The sequence below is a fragment of the Stenotrophomonas sp. Ps181 genome, assembly GCF_025697425.1.
Classification (GTDB): domain Bacteria; phylum Pseudomonadota; class Gammaproteobacteria; order Xanthomonadales; family Xanthomonadaceae; genus Stenotrophomonas; species Stenotrophomonas sepilia.
Window position 1 is genome coordinate 554,612 of the sequence record NZ_JAHWBI010000003.1, and the last position, 20,393, is coordinate 575,004.

Sequence of the window (20,393 nt, forward strand, 5' to 3'; positions counted from 1 at the left end):
TCTGGCTGAACCGCAGTGGACAGAGCATGAAGTTGCGGCCTGAGGTCGCAGGCCCGTCCGCTCATTCCGTGGTATCACGCGCGCGCCGGAGCGCAACCTTGCCCGCGCGGGCCGCAGTGCGGCCACGCGCATCCTGTCCGATCACGACATTACATGCACCGCACACAGCTTGTTGCCATCCGGGTCACGCAGATAGGCCAGGAACACCTGCCGACCGGACATGTTGCGGACGCCGGGCGGATCTTCGATTGCGCTGCCACCGTGAGCCACGCCAGCTTCCTGCCAGGCACGCACGGCCTCTGCACTGCCCAGACTGAAACCGATGGTGCCGCCGTTGGCATGGCACGCTGGTTGCCCATCGATCGGCGCGGTTACACCGAACATCCGCCCATCCTTGAAGTACAGCAGCCGTCCCTTCTCGTCGAACACGCCCGGACGCGCGTCCATCGCGGCGAACAGGGCGTCGTAGAAGCGACGTGCGGCATCCATGTCGTTCGTTCCTACGGTGATGTGGCTGAACATGCGGACACTCCATGTGGAAAACCGCAGTGTCGATGAGCAAGGGCGACTTCGCAAATCGCTGCATCATCGCCGCCCCGCTCGCGACCGGGCGTGCTGCTACTTGGCGGTGCTGAGCAGCAGTACCGCCGCCGTGACCAGGGCGATGCCAACCCAGCCGATCGGCCGCAGGCGGTTGCCGAACAACAGGCGGCCGCAGCTGGCGGTGCCGATCACGCCGATCGCCCCCCACATCGCATAGGCCGTGGCCAGATCCATGTAGCGCACGGCCTGGCCCAGCAGGGCGAAGGCGATCCAGACCAGGACGATCGCACCGACGCCCCAGCGCCAACGACGGAAACCCTGCGACTTGGCCACCATCATGTTGGCGGCGACGTCGATCAGCGCCGAGCAGATCACGAAAAACAGGGCCAGGGTGTTCATCAGTGCGCCTCCCCGAGGGTGACGCAGACGATGCCGGCCACCGCCAGCATCAGGCCGGCCAGCTGCTGCAGCGACAGGCTCTCGCCGAACACGGTGAGGCCGACCACGGTCAGCAGGGTCAGGCCGAGGCCTTCCCACACCGCGTAGGCCACGCCCACAGCAATGCGGCGCACCGACTGCGCGAGGAAGAAGTAGGACAGCGCCAGCGCGCCGGCCATGATCAGGTAGCCGCTCCAGCCGCCGTCGCGGGCGGCATGGGCCATGAACGAGGTGCCGACCACCTCGGCGATGATCGCCACGGTCAGGCAGGCCCAGGCGGCCAGCGCGCCACGGGCGGGAACAGTACGGGACATGTGAAGCTCCTTGCAGGGCGGGGACCGCGCCGCCTCTTCAATGGGTCCACGGCATGCGTGGAGGGTCCGGAACGCCCGCAGACAGGGGCGACGGCGGCCAGTATCATCGCCTTTTACGGTGGTACCAAAATGGATCCCATCGACAGGAGCGATGGATCAATGCCCTATTCCCCCGAATCCCTGCAGGCCTTCGTGGAAGCGGCCGCGCTGGGCTCGTTCTCGGCGGCGGCGCGCCGCCTGCGCAAGACGCAGTCAACGGTCAGTACCGCCATTGCCCATCTGGAGGCCGACCTGGGCGTGAGCCTGTTCGACCGCAGCGGGCGTTACCCCCAGTTGACCGAGGCCGGGCGCCAGGTGCTCGGCCATGCCCAGGAAATCCTCGCCGCCGATGCCCGCCTGCAGCAGTTGAGCGTGCGCCTGGCCGCGCCGGTCGAAGCGCGGCTGACGGTGGTGTTTTCCGATGTGTACCAGCTCGATCCGGAGCAGCGCGTGCTGCAGCGCTTTGCCGAAGCATTCCCGGAGATCGAACTGGAATGGCTGGATGCCGAAGGCGATGACGTGCTGGAGCTGGTCGGCAGCGGCCGCGCCGCGCTGGGCCTGCTGCCGCAACAGGAAAGCTATCCGGATGGCCTGATGGCCCGGCCGTTGGCCCATCACAGCGAACTGTCGGTGTACGTGGCGCGCGAGCACCCACTGGCCAACGCCGGCCGTCGCAGCGCCGCACAGCTGGCGCGGCACCGGCAGGTGCGATTGAGTGCGGAGGTCGATCAATCCCACATCGTCACCGGCCTGGCCTGGACCGCCACCGACTATCTGATGGTGATGGAGATGGCCGAGGACGGCATCGGCTGGGCCGAGCTGCCGCGGGCACTGGTGCAGCGTTACGACCGCGGGCGACTGGTGGAACTGACGCTGCCCGGCTGGCCGCGGCGCATCCACAGCGACCTGCTCTGGCGCCGCGACGCTCCGCCGGGACCGGCCGCACTGTGGTGGGCCGACGCGTTGGGATGACACGAAAAAGGGGACGGAGGGGATTAAGTCGTTTGTGCCACAAACGACTTAATCCCCTCCGTCCCCTTTTCAGTTGCCGGCCAGCGGCCGGCACTACCGGTCAACGATGGGCGAGCGCGTAATCCAGCGCCGCGCACACCGCGGCCACCTGCGCGTCGTTGCACTGCTGCGGGGTCGCCCGTGGGCTGTCCGGGTAGACCTCGGTGGTCGTGGTGAACTTCGCACCGGTGATGCCCGCGCACAATCCGAGCTTTACCAGCGGATACTCGATCACGCCGTGGGCGATCACCGGCGAACCGATGATCTCGCCTTTGTCATCGGCGGGGGCGATATGGGTGACCTTCTCCACGGCAGCGATGACCGCCTGCTGGAAGGCCGGCTGCGGGTTCTCGCTGTCATCCACCAGGTAGAAGCCATCGGGGATCAGGCCCGGCTCGAACGGCTTGCCGTCACGCGCGGCCAGCGCCGGGCGGAATTCGCTCTCGTCGCTGTCGGTGGTCTCGTGCAGGTCGATGTGCAGCACGAACTGGCCCTTGTCAGGCGCGATCAGCTCGATCAACGCGGTCGACTCACGGGCCGGACCATCCGTGCGGAAGTTGCGGTTCGGGTCGATCGCATCGAAGTTCCAGCGGTTGATGCGCTCGAAGCCCCACGGATTCACGCACGGCGCAACCAGCAGGTTGGCCTTGCCGGCATAGTCAGCGGCGTGCTCCTCGAGGAATTCCAGCGCGCCCATCACGCCGCTGGTCTCATAACCGTGCACGCCGCCGGTGACCAGCGCGGCGGGCAGCGCCGGGTTCCAGTCGCGGCTGCGCAGGGCGAACAGGGTGTAGCTCTCGCCGGCGTAGTCGAGCTGACCATAGGCCACCTTGTCGAAGCGCGAGGCCAGCGACTCGATCCGCGGCAGCACCTCCTTGTCGTACCGACGCAGGCGCTGCTGGCGGCCACGCCACAGCTCCCGTTCCGCCGCTCCCCACGGTTGACCAGGGGTTCCGACGGGGTAGAAGGCGGCTTGGGACATGGCGGATTCTCAGCGAGTCAGGAAACAATCGCCCACTCTATCACCGGGGCACAGGCATGAACCGGGGGCGCATTCCAATAGCGAATGGAATCAGCAATAATTCTCATTTGCGACCTTCCACACCCTCTACCGATGGCCATCCACGCCCTGCAACCGGCCCGCCTGCCCCTGGCCGCCACCCTCGCCCTGTGCCTGCTTCCGGCCACCCGCGCCTTTGCCCAGGACAGCGCCACTACGCTGGACAGCATCCAGGTCTCGGGCAGCTGGCTGGGCACCGGCCTGCATGACAGCGTCAAGCGCTTTGCCGGCGCGCGCACGGTGGTCGACCGCCAGCGCATCGAGGCCAGCGGCGCGGCCAGCATCGGTGATGCCATGCGCCGCATCCCCGGCGTGCAGGTCACCGACAACTCCGGCACCGCCGGCAGTTCCGTGTCGCTGAACATCGGCGTGCGTGGCCTGACCGGCCGCTACTCGCCGCGTTCGACCGTGCTGCTCGATGGCGTGCCGCTGGCGGTGGCACCGTATGGGCAGCCGCAGCTTTCGTTCGCGCCGGCCAGCCTGTCAAACATCGAATCGATCGACGTGGTGCGTGGCGGCGGCGCGGTACGCTACGGCCCGCAGAACGTGGGCGGCATCATCAACTTCAGTACCCGTGCCATTCCCACCGGCACCGGCCTGCATGGCGAAGCCGGTGTGCGCTACACCGCCTACGACCACGGCGGCGGCGACAGCACCCAGTACAACGCCTTCCTCGGCGGCACCGGCGACAATGGCCTGGGCGCGGCCCTGCTGTACTCCGGCCAGGACGGCCGCGGCTGGCGCCAGGGCAGCGATGACCGCTTCAACGATCTCGCACTGAAGTTCGCTTACGCGATCGACGAACAGCAGGAGCTGCGCGCCAAGCTCTCCTACTACGACGTGCGTTCACTGACCCCGGGCGGCCTGACCCGCGCCCAGTACGAGGCCGACCCGTTCCAGAACACCCGCCCCACTGATTTCTGGAAGGGCCACCGCACCGGCATCGACCTGGGCTACACCAACACGCTGTCGGCCGACAGCGAGTTCGAGGTGCTGGCCTATTACAACGAAAGCAGCCGTGCCAGCTCGCTGATCAACGCCGCCAACACCCAGCTGACCGTGCAGCCGCGTGACTACCGCGTGCTCGGCATCGAGCCACGCTACACCCAGCGCCTGCACTGGGGCGCCAGCGTGCACGACATCACTGCCGGCTACCGCTTCCTGCGCGAGCGTGGCAACGACCGCAGCTACACCGTCACCCGCCGCACCGGCGTGGCCAGCGCCACCAACCGCTTCGACAACGCCACCGACGCCCACGCGTTCTACATCGACGACCGCATTGCGATCGGCCAGTGGCGGATCACCCCGGGCGTGCGCATGGAATGGATCGACATGGACCGCCGCCAGGCCGCGGGCGCGGCGACCTTCACCAGCCGCAACGACAAGGCCCTGCCCTCGCTCAACATCGCCTACCTGCTGACGCCGCAGCTGACCGTGTTCGGCAACTACACCACCTCGTTCGGGCCCGTGCAGAACATCCAGCTCAATTCGCAGACGGCCAACAACCCGCTGAATCCGGAAGTGGCCAGGACCACCGAGCTGGGTGCGCGCTGGCAGGACGGCGCACTGCGCGCGGAAGTGACCGTGTTCAAGATGCGCTTCGACAACCAGATCCTGCAGGTGCCGGGCATCACCCCGCCAACCTTCCAGAACATCGGCGCCACCGACCACAAGGGCGTGGAGAGCGCGCTGGAGTACCACTTCGCCGAGGACAGTGCGCTGGCCGGGCTGGAGCTGTACGCCAACTACACCTGGACCAAGGCGATCCAGCAGTCCGGTGACAACCGTGGCCTGGACGTGCCGTTCTACTCCCGCGACACCGACAGCGTCGGCGCCCGCTACACGCTCGCCGGGTGGACCTTCAATGTCTCCAGCACCCACCAGAGCGGCCAGTTCTCCGATGCCGCCAACACCTGGGAAGAAACCGCCGATGCGCGCGTGGGCCGCGTGCCGGGCGTGCGCCTGTGGAACGCGCAGGTGGCCTGGCAGGTGCCGGGCCTGGGTGACAGCGAGATCGCGATGGGCGTGAACAACCTGGCCGACAAGCGCTGGTACACCCGCAACGTCGATGGCAACGCCGGCCGCATGGTGGCCGCACCGCGCACCTTCTACGTGCAGGGCCGCTACCGCTTCTGAAGCGGTAACCGCCCGATGCAGTGACGGTGACGATCACGGTGGCGGCGTATCATGCCGCCACCATGTCACTGCCTGTTTCGCCATCGCGCCTGCATTCGGCCTTCCAGGGCCTGCGCCTGCGGCTGCGCGGCAGCGACCTGTGGTTCATCGCGCTTGCCCTGCTGGTCGGCCTGCTTGCCGGCTACCTGACCTTGCTGCAGTCCGGCATCGCACGCTGGCTGCAGGGCACGCTGTATGGGCTGGACGACGGCATGCGCCTGAGCTCCCTGCCCTCGCTGACATGGACCGCGCTGCTGGTGCTGCCGCTGGGTGGCCTGCTGGTCGGCCTGGTCAGCCTGGCCGCGACCCGGCTCAAACGCCCCCTGCTCGATGCGGTGGAAGCCAATGCCCTGCACGGCGGCCGCATGTCGATGCGCGACAACCTGATCGTGCTGACCCAGACCCTGCTGTCCAATGGTTGCGGCGCCTCGGTCGGGCTGGAAGCTTCGTATACGCAGATGGGGGCCGGCACTGGCTCGCAGCTGGGCCGGGTGATGCGCCTGCGCCGCAACGACGTGCGCATCCTGGTCGGTGCCGGCGCCGCCGGTGCCATTGCCGCCGCCTTCGGTGCGCCATTGGCCGGTGCGTTCTACGCCTTCGAGATCGTCATCGGCGCCTACACGCCGGCCGCACTGGCGCCGGTGGCAGTGGCCGCCCTGGCCGGCGCCTTCGTGGCCGACCAGGCCGGCATCGAGGCCTACCTGCTGCCGGCCGCTTCGACCATCGACGTGCGCGCCGCCGACTACGCCATCTACGGCCTGCTCGGCTGCTGCTGCGCGATGGTCGGTATTGTCATCATGCGGCTGATCGCCTCGATCGAGGGCACGGTCAAGCGCAGCCCGCTGCCTGCCTGGGGTCGGCCGGTGGTGGGCGGCCTGCTGCTGATTCCGCTGGCCCTGGCCAGCCCGCAGGTGCTGTCGTCCGGCCATGGCGCCCTGCACCTGGACCTGACCACGCATCTGCCGCTGATCTGGATCGGCGGCCTGCTGACCCTGAAGTGCCTGGCCTCGGGCATCTCGCTGGGGTTCGGCTTCCGCGGCGGCCTGTTCTTCGCCTCGCTGTTCATGGGTACCCTGGTCGGCGCGCTGTTCGCTGGCCTGCTGGGCATGGCCACCGGCGTGCCGGTAATCGACGCCACCTCCGCCGCGCTGGCCGGCATGGCCGCGCTGGCCGCCGCCGTGGTGGGCGCGCCGATGACCATGGCCATGCTGGTGCTGGAAGGCACCCACGACTTCCTGCTGACCAGCGTGGTGATGAGTGCGGTGCTGGTCTCCAGCACGCTGGTACGGCAGTGGTTCGGCTACTCGTTCTCGACCTGGCGCATGCACCTGCGCGGGGAGACCATCAAGAGTGCCCGCGACGTGGGCTGGGTACAGAACCTCAGCGCCGGCCGGCTGATGCGCAAGGGCGTGGCCACCGCGCCGGGCGATATCGATGCCGCCGCGTTCCGCCAGCGCTTCCCACTGGGCTCGGGCAGCCGGGTGATCCTGATCGACAGCGAGGGGCACTACGCCGGCATCGTACAGATCCCGCGCGTCTACGGCGACGGCGTGAAGCTGGAGACCGTGATCGGCGAGCTGGCCGAGAACCGGGACGTATCGCTGTCGCCGTCTGCGGACGTGGTCAGCGTGATGCAGCGCTTCGACCAGACCCAGGCCGACGAACTGGCGGTGGTCGCCGCTGACGGCCAGGTCCTGGGCGTGGTGTCCGAAGCCTTCGTACGCAAGCGCTATGCCGAGGAACTGGACAAGCGCCAGCGCGAACTGATGGGCGAGCGCGTCGACGACACCGACTGACCCGACAAAAAGGGGACGGAGGGGATTAAGTCGCTTCTGGCACTTCCGGGTATCCACGCATGGCGTGGATCTACTGTCACCTCGACCGGGTAGACTCCGGCCATGCGCTTCCTTGAGACCTTCCAGGCCGGTCCTTTCGCCGACACCGTGGTCAGCCTGCTGGCCGCCTTCGTGCTGGGTACGTTGATCGGTGCCGAGCGCCAGTACCGGCAACGCACCGCCGGCCTGCGCACCAACGTGCTGGTGGCAGTCGGCGCCGCCGCCTTCGTCGACCTGGGCATGCGTATCGCCGGCAGTGCCGAGGCGGTGCGGGTGATCTCCTACGTGGTCTCCGGTGTCGGCTTCCTCGGCGCCGGCGTGATCATGAAGGAAGGCATGAACGTGCGTGGCCTGAACACCGCCGCCACCCTGTGGTGCTCGGCAGCGGTCGGCAGCTGCACCGGCGCGGACATGCTGGCCGAGGGCGTGCTGCTGACCGTGCTGATCATCGCCGGCAACACCCTGCTGCGGCCGTTGGTGAATGCCATCAACCGCATTCCGATCAACGAGGCAGCGACTGAAGCCACCTACGAGGTGCGCCTGAGCGTGGATGCCGACGCCGTACCGCGGGTGCGCGAGCGCCTGGTCGATGCGCTGGAAGCGGCGCAGTACCCGGTGGGTGATGTGCAGGTGGTCGAGCATGCCGACGCGCCTACCGATGTGATCGCGGTGCTGGTCAGTACGGCCGTAAGTGCCGATGAACTGGACGTGGTGCTGGCACGGATGGAACAGGTGCCGGGCGTGCTGCATGCCACCTGGGAAGTCAGCACCCGCGATTGATTGATCCACGCGGGGCGTGGAGGCTCTTCTCTCATCCCCTCATCCGCTGCTGCGCGCGCAACAGTTTCCGGAACGAACCGCACGACCGGGCATCCTCCGCCCGCGGGCATGCCGCCGCGCGTTGCAGCTGACGGCGCACCCGCTGCAACCGGGTGATCTGCCGCTGCAGCACGTCGGCCTGCGCCAGCAGTGCCTCGCGGTCCAGCGAGATGCGTCCATGCTGCGACGGCAGTGATGCACCAATCTGCTGCAGCGAAAGGCCGGCCGCCTGGCCAAGGCCGATCAAGGCCAGCCGTTCCAGCACCCGCTCGTCGTACTGCCGGCGCAGGCCGCGGCGCCCCAGCGCCTGCAACAACCCCAGCTGTTCGTAGTAACGCAGGGTGGAGGCCGGCACGCCACTGCGCTTGACCACCTCGCCGATATCCAGTTCACGCACGGGCTTGACCTCAAGTGACCTTCAAACACCAAGCTATGGGCAACTACCCGACGAAGCAAGGCCATGGCAAGCACATCTCCCATCGATCAGAACGCCCTGTGGAACGGCCCTGGCGGCCAAGCGTGGGTTGCGCAGCAGGCTGTTCTTGACGGCCTGTTCCACCCGATGGCCGACCTGCTGGTCACCGAACTTCCTGAGACCGTGACAAAACTGCTCGACATCGGCTGCGGCACCGGCGCCAGCCTGCTGGCCGCGGCCGCAGCGCGCCCAGCGGCACATTGCACTGGCCTGGACATCTCCGCGCCGATGCTGGCGCTGGCCCGCCAGCGCGCCGAGGCTGCGGGACTGGACGCGGACTTCATCGTGGCAGACGCGCAGCGCCATCCGCTGCCGCCGGCGCACTTCGACTGGATCCAGTCGCGGCTGGGCGTCATGTTCTTCGAGGACAACCAGGCCGCGTTCGCCAACCTGCATCGTGCCACGACACCCGGCGCTGGGCTGCGCTTCATCGCCTGGCGCAGTGCCGATGAAAATCCATTCATGACCACGGCCGAGCGCGCCATCGGCGATGCACTGGATCTCCCACCCCGCGTACCCGGCGCACCGGGCCAGTTCGCCTTTGCCGATGGCGAGCGCGTGCAGCACCTGCTGCAGAATGCCGGCTGGAATGACGTGGAGGTTGTTGCGGTGGACCTGCCCTGCTCGCTCACCCGCGAAGACCTGCCGACCTATGTCGGCCACCTGGGACCGTTGGGACTGGCCCTGCGATCGATGCCGGAAGCCCGCGCCGCAGTGCTTCGCGAAAAAGCATTGGCAGCATTCGCGCCGTTCATCGAAGGTGACCGCGTTCGTGTGGATGCCGCCTGTTGGCTGATCCGCGCCCGCGCTTGAGAAAAGGGGACGGAGGGGATTAAGTCGCATATGCCCCGGTTGTGCCGGAAACGACTTAATCCCCTCCGTCCCTTTTTTTGCTAGAGCGTCTCGCCGGCGTCGGCCAGGCGCGATTCGATCAGGGCGTACCACTGCTGCAGCACGTCGATCAGCATGTCCAGCTCGGCATCGGTGCGCTGCGCGCGGCCACTGCGCAGGCAGGCCTGGGCTTCCTGCAGCTGGGCCAGGAACCCCGCCACGGTGTCGGCCTGCAGGATCAGGCCTGGCAGTCGCCGACCGGGGATGCGCACCACGGCATGGTTGCCGAGCTGGCCGTACACGCTGAGCGTAGCTTCCGTCTTCATGGAGAGGGGCAGGAATTGGGCATTCATCGCGTGCACCGTTTGAAAACCTGAGCCGCAGGCAGGCGTGGACGACGGGGGAGACGTTGCCACGCCTGCCGGCGGTCAGGGGGGACTCGGGATGCCGGGACACCGCCCCGGCGCAGGAAGGTCAATGTGGCTGGGCCATCCCGGCGATCTGCACGCGCCGGTTCGGCGCCAGGCAGGCAATCAGCTCGCGCCGGTTGCGCTGTTCACACTGCACGATCGGCTCGGCCGCGCCGCGTCCTTCGGCACTGATGCTGGCTGCAGGCACGCCCCCCTGCACCAGCGCGTTGCGCACGGCATCGGCGCGGCGCTGCGACAGTGCCTGGTTGTAGCTGGCGCTGCCGATGCGGTCGGTGTAGCCGGTTACCCTGATCGACTGCACCTGCGCGGCCTCGCGTACCTGCGCCAGGATGCCCTGCACCGCCTGCTGGCCTTCGGCGCTGAGCACCGCGCTGTCGAAGCCGAACAGCGCGTCGGCCGACAGCCGCAGCGGCTGTTCCGGCAGCGGTGCCGGTGCCAGCGGCGCCGGTAGCCGCGGCGGTTCGAGCACGGCCGCGCACGATTCCGGCTTCCAATACCCGCCCTGCGCGATGCCCTTGCTGTCGAAGCGCACCTGGAACTGGCAGGTGAAGTACTCCGCGCCCTGCGCGGTGCGGAAGTTGAACAGGTAGTTCCACTCGCGCACGCCCCACATGCCTTCATTGAAGTGCGGCGTGCCCAGCAGCGTGTACAGCTGCCGCTTGCTCATGCCCGGCGCGAACCGGCGCAGGTCGGCGACGTCGGGATAGATGCCTTCCTTCAGCGAGGCCTTGGAGGCCTCCGGGAAGTGCACAGCGGTGGCTCCGGCAGGACCATCGGCGGCCGGCGCATGGCTGCGGCAGGCGGCCAGCAGGCCCATCCCCAGGATCAGGCCCAGCGTAGCGGCACATTGGCCGGCGCGGGCGATGCGATGCTGTTTCATGTCATTCCCCCTGTAGACGTTTCCGCGATACCGGGCCGCGGGTGCGGCCCGGCGGCGGGGATCACCACTGGATGCCGGCACCGACGGCCACACCGGCCTCGCCACGGCTGTTGGTCGAACCGCTGAACTTGTAGATCCAGCGGCCGCCTTCGGAGACACCGGAGATGCCGAGCGCCACGCCCGATTCGCCGTTGTAGCTGCCAGCCGCGATCGAGGCCATGCTGCGGCCCGCCTCGCTGGGCTGCGGCAGCGCCGCGGTGGCCATCGCCGAGGCGATACCGGCCGAGGCACGGTTGTCGGTCTTGCGCAGGTCGCGCTCGAAGCCGCCCATGCGCTCGTCGGTGTAGGCCTTGGACCAGTCCAGGGTCTGCGCCATGCCCGACTTCAGCTGGTCGACATTGACGGCATCGGTGCCAGCAGTACCGGCGGCGACGTTGCGCACCGTGGTCGGGCCGCTGCTGGTGGATCCCAGCGTGACGCTGTTGTAGTTGGTCGCACCGTTGACCGTGGTGTCGTAGCGGATGGTGCCCTGCTGCGAGGCCTGCAGCTGGCGCACGTTGACCGCATCGGTGGCCTGCGAGCCGTCGGCCACGTTGACCACCTGGCGCTCGGCACCGCTGGCGCCCACCGAGACCGTATTGGCCCGGTTCGCCACCGAACCCGCACCCAATGCCACCGAGTTGTCGGCCTGCGCCTGCGAACCATTGCCCAGCGCGGTCGAGTTGGCACCGGCGGCAGTGGAGCCTGCACCACCGGCGGCCGAGTTGGCGCCGCTGGCGGACGGATCGGCCAGGTTGTTGGTGTTGTTGGCGCGGAAGCTGCCGGCCACGTTGGTGATGTTCTGGATCTTCTGGTCGGTGTATTTCTTCGACTCGTCGATGGCGTAGTTCACGCCGTTCTTCAGCTGGCCGACATTGGTCGCGTCGTAGGTGTCCGAGCCGTCGGCAACGTGGGTGATCTTGCGCTCGCTGCCGGTGCTGCCGACCGAGATCTCACCGGCCGAGTTGCTGGCACCGGTCTGCCCGTAGGCGCCGGTGTAGCCGCTCTGTGCACCGACGCTGGCGACCGAACCGGCGCCCAGCGCCACGCTGTTGCCGGCGCTGCTGCTGGCGCCGTTGCCGACCGCCACGCTGTTGGCACCGGCTGCACTGGCCTGCGGACCGACCGCCACCGCTTCCGCACCGGCTGCAGTGGCTGCGGCCGCCGTTGAGTTGACCGCCAGGTATGCGCTGCCACCACCGCCATTGGTGATGCGCTGATTGAGGACCTTCAGCGAGCCGTCGACAGCGGTGAAGGCGGCCGTGACGTTGTTGTAGTCGCCGCTGGTGAACGTGCCATCGGTGGCGATGCTGGAGATGCTGAACGTCGGCGCGGTCCACGCGTTGGTGGTGCCGTTGTAGGCAGTGGTGCCGCCGAAGTAGTTGGCGATGGTGCTGTGGGTGCTGAACAGCTGGTCGCCGGTGATGGCATCGCTGCTGCCGGCCAGGATGCTGCCGGCGGCCACATTGGTGATCTTCACCGCGCCGCTGCCGGTGCCCGTCAGCGTCACGCTGTTGAGCACGTTGCCGCTGCCGTCGACGTCGTACTTCACTGCCAGCTTGTCGATCTCGCCGGTCTGGTCGGCCACATTGGCCAGTGAATTGCTGACCGCGTCGAAGGCGGTACCGACGTCGTTGTAGTTGCCCTTGGTGATCGTGCCGTTGGCGGCAACGTTGTTGATCGAATAGGTCGGCGCGGTCAGTACGCCGCTGGCGTTGACCGCCGCGCCACCGCCGAGGTGGGTGGCAACGGCCTGGTTGGCGGCAAACAGCTGGGCACCGTTGATGGCCTCACCGCTGGTGGCACTGACCTGGCCCGGTCCGAGATTGCGCAGCGTGGTGGCGGTGCCGCTCTGGCCCAGCGTGGCACTTGCGTAGTTGACGCTGCCGTCGCCGTTGAGGTCATAGCGCAGGGCGCCCTGCTCCGAGGCCTGCAGCTGGCCCAGGTTGACCGCATCGGTGGCCGCGGTACCGGCCGCCACGTTGATGACCTGACGCTCTGCGCCAGCGGCACCGATCGACACCGAGTTGGCTCGATCGGCCAGGCTGCCGGCACCGACCGCGATGCTGTTGGCCGCCGTCGCCCGCGCATTGGTGCCCACCGCGATCGAATCGGTGCCACTGGCCACCGCCTCAGTACCGGTCGAGTTCACCCGCAGGTACTTGGTGCCACCGTTGCGGATGTCGGTGATCTGCGTGTTGAGGTTGACCAGCGAGCCATCGACCGCGGCGAAGGCATCGGTGGCATTCTCATACAGGCCCTTGGCAATGGCACCGCCAGTGGAGATCGTGCTGATCTCGAACAACGGTGCAGTAAAGATGCCGCTGGCCGGATCAAAAGCCGCACGACCACCGAAGAAGCTGGCGATGGCACTGTTGGTCGCCGCCAACTGGCCGCCGTTGACCGCCTCCAGGCTGCCGGCGGTGACCGCGCCGGCGGCAAGATTGCCGATGGTGGTGGTGCCGGTGCCTGCGCCGAGCGTGACCCGGCGATAGTTCGGGTTGCCCGAGCCGTCCAGGTCATAGGTGACCGCTGCGGAGGCCACATCGTCGATCAGACTGATGGCGCCCTTCAGCTGGGCCACGTTGACAGCATCGGTATTGGCGCTGCCCGCGGCAAGGTTGGTGATCTGGCGCTCGCCACCACCGGCCGTGCCCACCGACACTTCGCCGGCCGAGACCTGCGGTGCGGTGAGGCCGTAGGCGCTGTAGCTGGCCTGCGCGCCGCGCAGTGCAGCGGAGCGGTAACCCAGCGCGACCGAGTTGGCCTGATTGGAAGTGGATTCGGCACCCAGCAGGGTCTGTCCGTTGGCGGTGCCCACGGCACTGTCACCGACGACGACCGAGTGGCCCATGCGGGCGGCATAGTCGGCCGTCGGCACGCCGGTCGGATTGCTGGGATCGTTCACGCCATCGCCGGGGAAGGCGACATTGGCATCGACCTTCGGCAGTTCATGGCGTGCATTGGCACCGATCACCACTTCCTTGGACCCGTTGGCGAAGGCGCCATCGCCCATCAACACCTGGTAGTCCTGTGCCGCGTTGACCGCCCAGCAGGAAATATCGGCCAGCGCGATGTCCAGGCACTTGGCCGCCCACGCCGGCGAGTCGGTTGGCAGAAGGAGGCCCAGCAGGCCACCGGGATTGCCGTTGTTGATGTTGTAGATGTAACTGTCGGACGTCACGCCACCGATCAGGGTCAGGTGCGAGCTGCCGCCCGTGACTGCGCCTCCCAGGCCGTTGAGCGTGCTGCCGACCGGCGACAGGTTGACCACCGGCAGGCCCAGCACATTGACCGTCGAATAGGTCTGCATGACGTTGGCGTTGCTGAGCTTGAGATTGCCGTTGCTCAGATAACCGTTGCCGCCGAACAGGCTGGTGGTGGTCGGCCCGATCAGCTGGCCGACATTGCCGACCAGGCCACCGGTGCCGATGATCAGCCCAGCATTCGGGTCGGCCGGCGCCGGCGCCTTCGGACTGGTTGGCGGAATCGCCGAAGGTTGGGTCAGGCCGAGGCTGCCCAGCGTGCCTCCCACCAGGCCACCCACGGCGCTGCCCAGGTTGCCGATGGTGCCATTGAGATTGCCGTTGAGCAGGTTGCCCACCGCGCTTCCGACACTGCCCAGCGTGCTGCCCAGCACGCCGCCCAGGTCGCCGGTGGGGCTGCCGGCGGTGCCGTTGAGAACGCCGCCCACGGCGCCGCCGACCGTGGCGACGGTGTTGTTGAGCGTGCCGCCCACTGCGCTGCCGACCTGGCCAACGGTGCCGTTCAGTGCGCCACCCACTGCACTTCCAACGGTACCGACAGTGCCGTTCAGAGCACCGTCCACTGCGCCGCCAACCTGGCCAACTGTGGCGTCGAGCGCGCCGCCCACCGCACTGCCGACGGTACCAGCAGTACCGTTCAGAGCACCGCCGACTGCGCCACCGACTGCGCCGACCGTGTTGTTGAGCGTGCCGCCCACTGCACTGCCGACCTGGCCAACGGTGCCGTTGAGTGCACCGCCAACGGTACCGACAGTACCGTTCAGCGCGCCACCGACTGCGCCGCCAACCGTGCCGACTGTGCCGTTCAGAGCACCGCCAACTGCACCACCGACTGCGCCTACCGTGTTGTTGAGCGTGCCGCCCACTGCACCGCCAACCGTGCCAACAGTGCCGTTCAGCGCGCCACCCACCGCGCTACCAACCGCACCCGCAGCACCGTGAAGCGTCCCGCCGACAGCACCCACCGCACCGCCGACCAGGTTGCCGACGCCCAGTGCGCTGTGCTGCGCCGCTACGGTCGCCTGTCCGGCCAGCTTCAGGTTGCGATCGGCCACTACCTCCTGGCCGTCTGGCGCCTGCACGCGCACCTTGCCGGCGATGCCGGCATCGAACGCGGCACTGATGGCACGATCATGGGTTTCACCCGGCAGTTCTTCCTTGGCCGGCAGCGTGACTGCCGCCGTCGCCCTGGCCTGGCCTTGCCCTTCGATGGGATGGCCAGCGACCGCCAGATGCGTGTCGGCCTTGCCATCGACGGTGGCTTTCAGCCCAGGCAGTGATCCCACGGCTGCACCGCTGAGGCCGGCGGCCGCCTGGGCACCCGTATCGATCGAAGCGACCTGGCGGCCAGCGATGCCGACCTTTGCCCTGGCGCGCGCATCGGCAGCGACGCCCAGCGGCGCATCCGCGCCGGGCGCAACATGCGCAGCCAGCGATGCATCCACCTGTGCCGCCCTGGCCGCGGTGCTGCCCACGCCAACATTGGCGCGGACATCAGCCGCCAGCGCCGGCACGGCCACCTGCTTCGGCACGGTGTTCGCTGCCAGCTTCACCTGCACGGTGGCCGGCAACACGTCAGGTACCACCGGCAGCGACGTGGTGTTCAACTGCAGGCCCAGACGAGCATCCGCACTGATTGCGGGGCTGTTCTGCGCCTGTCGCGCGGCGGCAGCCAGGGCCACTTCCGCGTCAACCTTGACCGGCATCGGCTGCGCATACTTTGCCGCGAGTGCCTGCAGGTCACGCAGCGATTGATTGGTTTCCGAGGCCCCTGCGTGGCCGCTGGCCAGCGCGCACAGCAGTGCCAGGGCCAGGGCGGTGGGCATCAGCAGGAAGGCGCGCGGATCGCGTGCAGCGCTGCCGCCGCTGTCGCCGGTGGCCAGTTCCGAGGCCACAACCAGAGCATTGAGCTGGCGGTTCCATACACGCCGGTAGATGCGGTTCATGAGCATTTCCCCCGTAGGCGAACAACTGGAATGTCAGTGGACTTGCCGCTAGGCAGGTGACTGACATTTCAGCGGTTGCAACGAGGGCGGTGCACTTCAATCCGGCACGGCAATCACGCATTCCGGCAAATCCACGGCCGGAATCGGCAGCCGGCTATGCATAAGCGGCAACACGATCGGCAAGCGGATACGCAATTCCGGCATAAACACCGCAAAAACCCTTGCCCGGCCTGGATCAGGCCGGTTGGCCGATCTGCGCGGGTGCGCGCATCAGGGTGTCGCGCGGCAGTTCGCCGAATACCTTGCGGTAATTGTCGGCGAACCGCGAAAGATCCCACAGCCCGCAGCTCAGGGCGATCGCCTTCACCGAGCGACGGCTGGAGTCTGCCATCGACAGGCTGCGGCAGGCCGCGCACAGGCGCAGCATCGAGAGGTAGCGGTTCGGCGAGGTTCCAAACAGGTCCTCGAACGCATAGCGCAGGCCGCGCTCGCTGACGCCGGCGGCATCGCAGATCTCGTTCATGTAGATATTGCGACGCAGGTTGAGCCGCATGAAGTTCTCTGCACGCTGCGCGATCAGATAATGCGTGCGCCGCGCACGGGTGCAGCCCGGTCGATCCGCCGCACCGGCGCCCAGCAGGGCCTGCACATGCTCATGCAGCAGGTTCTCGGTCTCGTCCGGCTGCAGGCCTGCGCCCTGTCCCAGCTGCAGGTGCAGCTGCTGGTAATGGCGTGCCAGCGGCGTGGCATCGCTGGCCAGGTTGAACAGCGAAAGTGCCTGGCCAGCAGGTGGCGTGCTGCGCAGGCTCAGTTCGGTCAGCTTGCGCTGGACGCGGGCCACCGGCACCAGCATCAGGGTCATGTGCGTGCCCGGGCTCAGGGTGAACTCACTGATGCCCTCCGGCATGATCGTCAGCGCCATGCCCGGCGTGAGCGGCACGCCGTGGCACCAGCTCATCGTTTCATCGGTGGCCTGCAGGTACCCCAGCATCGCCCAGTCCGGCGGGAGCATGAAACGGCCACGGCAATGGAAGCCGCAGCTGATGCTGCAGAACAGGGCTTCCTCGTGCACGCGCGAAGCGAACGCTGCCCGTGGCCCGTTGCCATCCAGCAGCAGCAGTTCGACATCACAGACGCGAAGCACGCCGCTCAGCGTGGCCAGGTCTATCGACCGAAGGCCGCTGTCGTCGCTGTCCTCTACCCCACCATCGACCATGACAGTGTTGTCCCCCCGTTGATCCGCCATCCGCTGCGGCCCCCACTGCCTGACAGGGCACGCAACGATCCAGAATCCATTTCCGTTGCCACGCCGGCGGCGCCGGCGGCGCCGGCGTCGATGCGATCGTACAAATCAATGCAAGAGCTTGAATGCGAGTATGCCCAATAATCGGCAAAGGTAAACCCGCGGCCCGGAATGATGAAAAGGGATACACAAGTGAAGAAAATGTCTGAGCAGGTGGCACGGTTTTCGCATGGACCTGGAAAGCGAATCACATTATCTGCACGACAATGAATCGTTTTGCCTGCGAACGGATTTTCGTCACAGAAACCATCTGGAATTTTCAGGCTTCCGGGGTTTCTGCCGAATTTGCATATAGGTTCCGGTTGCAGCCAACCGCCATTCAGGCAAAGTCGACATTACGGTGATCGGGCCATCTGATCTGGCCGCACCCAGGGGGACAGCATGACCACGCACGCATCATTGGATGCCTCGACCACCGGCCCCGGGCCGTCCGGTCGCGACCATGCGGCCAATGTCCCGCCTGGAAACGATCACCCTGCTTGAGCACAGCGGGCCTATCCCGCCGTGCCTCCTCCGCCAGGACGCGCGGAGGCCCACGGACGATCCCGGCGGAGCCGGGCCACCGCCCAACGCAGGTGTACTGCATCCGCAGACAGGTAGAGGGAGACATTGGTCATGAACGCATCGATCCGCAAATTCCTGAAGGAAGAAGACGGCGTCACCGCGCTCGAGTACGGGCTGCTGGCTGCCGTCATCGCAGGCGTCCTGATTGCGGTCGGCAACGACCAGATCAAGGGGTTCTTCGAAACGCTGTTCAAGAACCTCTCCGCACTGGCCACCAAGGCGTCGGGCTCGACGACCTGAGCGGCGACCGCGCGCGGCCGGCAGGGCCGCGACGGCGGGGCGCATGGAACCAGGCGAAGACCGTCCGGTGACGGACGATGGAGTGTGCGATGACAGTGCTGGGATTGTTGGCCATCGGCGTGTGCCTGCGGATCGCGATCAGTGATCTGTATGCCCGACGGGTGCCCAACACCTGGCTGGTCGCCGCATGCGTGATCGCCACTGCGGTGATCGCCGTCGGCCAGTTCAGTGCGCCGCGCCAGCCGTGGCTGCCCCACCTTGCCGGCGCGGTGATCGGCCTGTTGGCGCTGCTGCCGTTCCATGCCCTGCGCTGGATGGGCGCCGGGGACGTGAAGTTCTTCGCCGTGGTGGGCCTGATGCTGGGCTGGCAGGCACTGCTGCCGGTCTGGCTGTTCGCGAGCCTCGCGGCCGGGTTGCATGCCGTACTGGTGCTGGCCGGTCGCCACCTGGGCGTGCTGCTGCCCGGTCACCTGCAGATGCAGGTCAATCGCACCAGCACGCAGTGGCAGGCGCATCCGGTGCTGCGTGACATGCAGGCCGCCCGCCAGGGACGACGTGGCATTCCCTATGCAGCCTACCTGGCACTGGCCGCCATCGGCTGGGTGCTGGCCAGCATCTACGGAGGTGCACCATGAACATCCGCAGCCCACGCCTGCAACGCGGTGTCGCCAGCATCGAGTTCGCCCTGATGCTGATGCTCGGCCTGTTGCCGCTGCTGCTGTTCACCTTCTCCGGGGTGATGATCATGGCGGCGCAGCAGACCCTGGCCACCGCCTCGGCCGAAGGCGCGCGCGCCTCGCTGCGCTACGGCACCGCCAGCGAACGACGCACCGCCGCCTGCGTCGCCGCACGCACCTCGATGCAATGGTTGCTGCAGTTTTCCAAGCAGAACGTGGATTGCAGCGCGGGGGGCAGCAACGCCATCGTGGTGTCGGCACAGGCGCCCTGCGCCGGTCTGCCCACGGCCCAGTGCATGACCGTGACGGTCAGCTACGACTATGCCAGCCATCCCTTCCTGCCCGGCACCGCCACCCTCTACAAGTGGGTGATGCAGGCCCCCATCCGCAGCGTCGCGGTCGCGCAGCTCGATCTCGGCAGCGGCAATTGATGATCGGTACTTTGGAGACGGTTCCATGCTCAAGTTGACCCGCATCGCTGCCGTCGCCCTGATCGGCCTGGCCGTGCTGCTGGCGGTGATCGCCTTCATGATCGGGCGCAAACCCGCCGCACCTGCAACCGTCGCGCCAGTCGCTCACAACGAGACGCAGGCGATCACCGTGGTCGAAGCCGTGGCACGCCTGCCTGCGGGCGAGCCGATCAGCGCCAACGGCCTGCGCCTGGCCCAGCGCACCTCACCCGTCCCCGGTGCCGCTGCCAGCATTGCCGCCGTGACCGGCAAGGTGCCGGTGCAGGACATTGCCGAAGGCAGTGTGATCAACAGCAGCGCACTGGCTCAGGGCTTCTCGCTGCAGCTGCGGCCGGGCGAGCGTGCACTGGCCGTGCCCGTGGACGAACTGGTCGGTGCCGGCAACCGCATCCTTCCCGGTGATTTCGTCGACGTCTTCCTCAACCTGCGCAACGCCCAGCCCAACATCAACGGCCCTGGCGAAGCCGCGCAGACGCGCCTGCTGCTGTCGCGCCTGCGCGTCCTGAGCTATGGCCAGCAGGACATTGTGCCGGTGGCCACAGAGACTGCTTCCGACAGCGGGGCCGACACCCGCAACGACCCGCGCGCAGCCGACATCACCGGAAGTGGCAGCACGCACAGCAGCAGCAATGAAGCGCCGCAACCCGCACGCAGCGCGGTACTTGCGGTACCGGTGGCCGACGCCAACCGGCTGCTGCTGGGTGCGCAGCAGGGCAAACTTTTCCTGGCCCTGCGCAATCCCGCCGATACCGGCCTGCCCGACCTGGCGTTGTTCCCGCAATCGCGCGGAGTGATCGACCCGCTGCGTGGGCTCGACGCCGAACAGCAGCTCGCCCTGCAGCGGCCGGAGAACCACGCTTTTGCTGGTCTCGACGGCGACGCGCTGGCCGGACGTGGCAGTGCACCGCCACGCAGCACCCCGGACGCACCGGCGCGCGCGTCGGCGCCACGTCGCAGTGCACCGCGCGCGTCGGGGATCGAGATCATCCGCGGCGACAGTCCCACATCCCGTGCCTCCCTTTGACCTGCATCGAGTG

18 protein-coding genes are annotated in these 20,393 nt (G+C 67.6%); 9 read left to right on the forward strand and 9 right to left on the reverse strand.

Features of this window, described 5'->3' with window-relative positions; translation table 11 throughout:
• Window positions 1–141: 141 nt before the first annotated feature.
• The 3 genes from KXV01_RS09425 to KXV01_RS09435 form a co-directional block, all read right to left on the reverse strand.
• Window positions 142–522: a VOC family protein gene (locus KXV01_RS09425; RefSeq protein WP_099495829.1), complete on the reverse strand. Its 381-nt coding sequence runs from the start codon at window positions 520–522 to the stop codon at window positions 142–144.
• Between the two features lie 96 nt (window positions 523–618).
• On the reverse strand, window positions 619–942 hold the full coding sequence (locus KXV01_RS09430; protein WP_134968381.1) for an SMR family transporter: 324 nt from the start codon (window positions 940–942) through the stop codon (window positions 619–621).
• A complete protein-coding gene (locus KXV01_RS09435; protein ID WP_005416959.1) occupies window positions 942–1,295 on the reverse strand; it encodes an SMR family transporter in 354 nt (117 codons plus the stop codon). The genes KXV01_RS09430 and KXV01_RS09435 overlap by 1 nt, the downstream gene beginning before the upstream one ends.
• A 159-nt stretch (window positions 1,296–1,454) precedes the next feature.
• Here KXV01_RS09435 and KXV01_RS09440 point away from each other — a divergent pair, with 159 nt between their 5' ends.
• On the forward strand, window positions 1,455–2,306 hold the full coding sequence (locus tag KXV01_RS09440; RefSeq protein WP_049413941.1) for a LysR family transcriptional regulator: 852 nt from the start codon (window positions 1,455–1,457) through the stop codon (window positions 2,304–2,306).
• A 100-nt stretch (window positions 2,307–2,406) separates the two neighbouring features.
• Here KXV01_RS09440 and KXV01_RS09445 read toward each other — a convergent pair whose 3' ends face one another.
• Window positions 2,407–3,327 carry a M14 family metallocarboxypeptidase gene (locus tag KXV01_RS09445; RefSeq protein WP_049435345.1) on the reverse strand — a complete coding sequence of 307 codons (921 nt, stop codon included), beginning with the start codon at window positions 3,325–3,327 and terminating at the stop codon, window positions 2,407–2,409.
• Between the two features lie 132 nt (window positions 3,328–3,459).
• Here KXV01_RS09445 and KXV01_RS09450 point away from each other — a divergent pair, with 132 nt between their 5' ends.
• The 3 genes from KXV01_RS09450 to KXV01_RS09460 all read left to right on the forward strand — a co-directional run bounded on the left by KXV01_RS09450 (window position 3,460) and on the right by KXV01_RS09460 (window position 8,195).
• Window positions 3,460–5,541, forward strand: coding sequence for a TonB-dependent siderophore receptor (locus tag KXV01_RS09450; RefSeq protein ID WP_263467729.1), 2,082 nt, complete (start codon window positions 3,460–3,462; stop codon window positions 5,539–5,541).
• Between the two features lie 62 nt (window positions 5,542–5,603).
• Window positions 5,604–7,376, forward strand: coding sequence for a chloride channel protein (locus KXV01_RS09455; protein WP_263467730.1), 1,773 nt, complete (start codon window positions 5,604–5,606; stop codon window positions 7,374–7,376).
• 102 nt (window positions 7,377–7,478) lie between these two features.
• A complete protein-coding gene (locus KXV01_RS09460; RefSeq protein WP_049410988.1) occupies window positions 7,479–8,195 on the forward strand; it encodes an MgtC/SapB family protein in 717 nt (238 codons plus the stop codon).
• 31 nt (window positions 8,196–8,226) lie between these two features.
• Here KXV01_RS09460 and KXV01_RS09465 read toward each other — a convergent pair whose 3' ends face one another.
• Complete coding sequence (locus KXV01_RS09465; RefSeq protein ID WP_049410985.1) at window positions 8,227–8,631, reverse strand: MerR family transcriptional regulator; 405 nt, start codon at window positions 8,629–8,631, stop codon at window positions 8,227–8,229.
• Between the two features lie 63 nt (window positions 8,632–8,694).
• On the opposite strand from KXV01_RS09465, the gene KXV01_RS09470 reads away from it, so the two are divergent.
• The gene (locus KXV01_RS09470) at window positions 8,695–9,522 is read left to right on the forward strand and encodes a class I SAM-dependent methyltransferase (RefSeq protein ID WP_111191177.1); all 828 of its coding nucleotides are present in this window, start codon (window positions 8,695–8,697) and stop codon (window positions 9,520–9,522) included.
• 80 nt (window positions 9,523–9,602) lie between these two features.
• Here the strand turns inward: KXV01_RS09470 and KXV01_RS09475 are convergent, their stop codons facing one another.
• The 4 genes from KXV01_RS09475 to KXV01_RS09490 all read right to left on the reverse strand — a co-directional run bounded on the left by KXV01_RS09475 (window position 9,603) and on the right by KXV01_RS09490 (window position 17,318).
• Window positions 9,603–9,893 (reverse strand): hypothetical protein, encoded by a 291-nt coding sequence (locus KXV01_RS09475; RefSeq protein WP_049410979.1) that lies wholly within the window; start codon window positions 9,891–9,893, stop codon window positions 9,603–9,605.
• A gap of 121 nt (window positions 9,894–10,014) precedes the next feature.
• Window positions 10,015–10,851: an OmpA family protein gene (locus KXV01_RS09480; RefSeq protein WP_263467731.1), complete on the reverse strand. Its 837-nt coding sequence runs from the start codon at window positions 10,849–10,851 to the stop codon at window positions 10,015–10,017.
• A 61-nt stretch (window positions 10,852–10,912) separates the two neighbouring features.
• On the reverse strand, window positions 10,913–16,102 hold the full coding sequence (locus KXV01_RS09485; RefSeq protein ID WP_263467732.1) for a YadA-like family protein: 5,190 nt from the start codon (window positions 16,100–16,102) through the stop codon (window positions 10,913–10,915).
• A 235-nt stretch (window positions 16,103–16,337) separates the two neighbouring features.
• Window positions 16,338–17,318, reverse strand: coding sequence for a helix-turn-helix domain-containing protein (locus tag KXV01_RS09490; RefSeq protein WP_049410973.1), 981 nt, complete (start codon window positions 17,316–17,318; stop codon window positions 16,338–16,340).
• Between the two features lie 702 nt (window positions 17,319–18,020).
• Between KXV01_RS09490 and KXV01_RS09495 the strand changes: the two genes are divergently transcribed.
• The 4 genes from KXV01_RS09495 (at window position 18,021) to cpaB (ending at window position 20,380) form a co-directional block, all read left to right on the forward strand.
• The gene (locus KXV01_RS09495) at window positions 18,021–18,209 is read left to right on the forward strand and encodes a Flp family type IVb pilin (RefSeq protein WP_005416979.1); all 189 of its coding nucleotides are present in this window, start codon (window positions 18,021–18,023) and stop codon (window positions 18,207–18,209) included.
• A gap of 89 nt (window positions 18,210–18,298) precedes the next feature.
• The gene (locus tag KXV01_RS09500) at window positions 18,299–18,844 is read left to right on the forward strand and encodes a prepilin peptidase (protein WP_049437836.1); all 546 of its coding nucleotides are present in this window, start codon (window positions 18,299–18,301) and stop codon (window positions 18,842–18,844) included.
• Window positions 18,841–19,317 (forward strand): TadE/TadG family type IV pilus assembly protein, encoded by a 477-nt coding sequence (locus KXV01_RS09505; RefSeq protein ID WP_049410968.1) that lies wholly within the window; start codon window positions 18,841–18,843, stop codon window positions 19,315–19,317. The genes KXV01_RS09500 and KXV01_RS09505 overlap by 4 nt, the downstream gene beginning before the upstream one ends.
• Before the next feature lie 25 nt (window positions 19,318–19,342).
• Entirely contained in the window at window positions 19,343–20,380 is a 1,038-nt protein-coding gene (gene cpaB / locus KXV01_RS09510) for a Flp pilus assembly protein CpaB (protein ID WP_049437834.1), read from the forward strand.
• Window positions 20,381–20,393 lie beyond the last annotated feature (13 nt).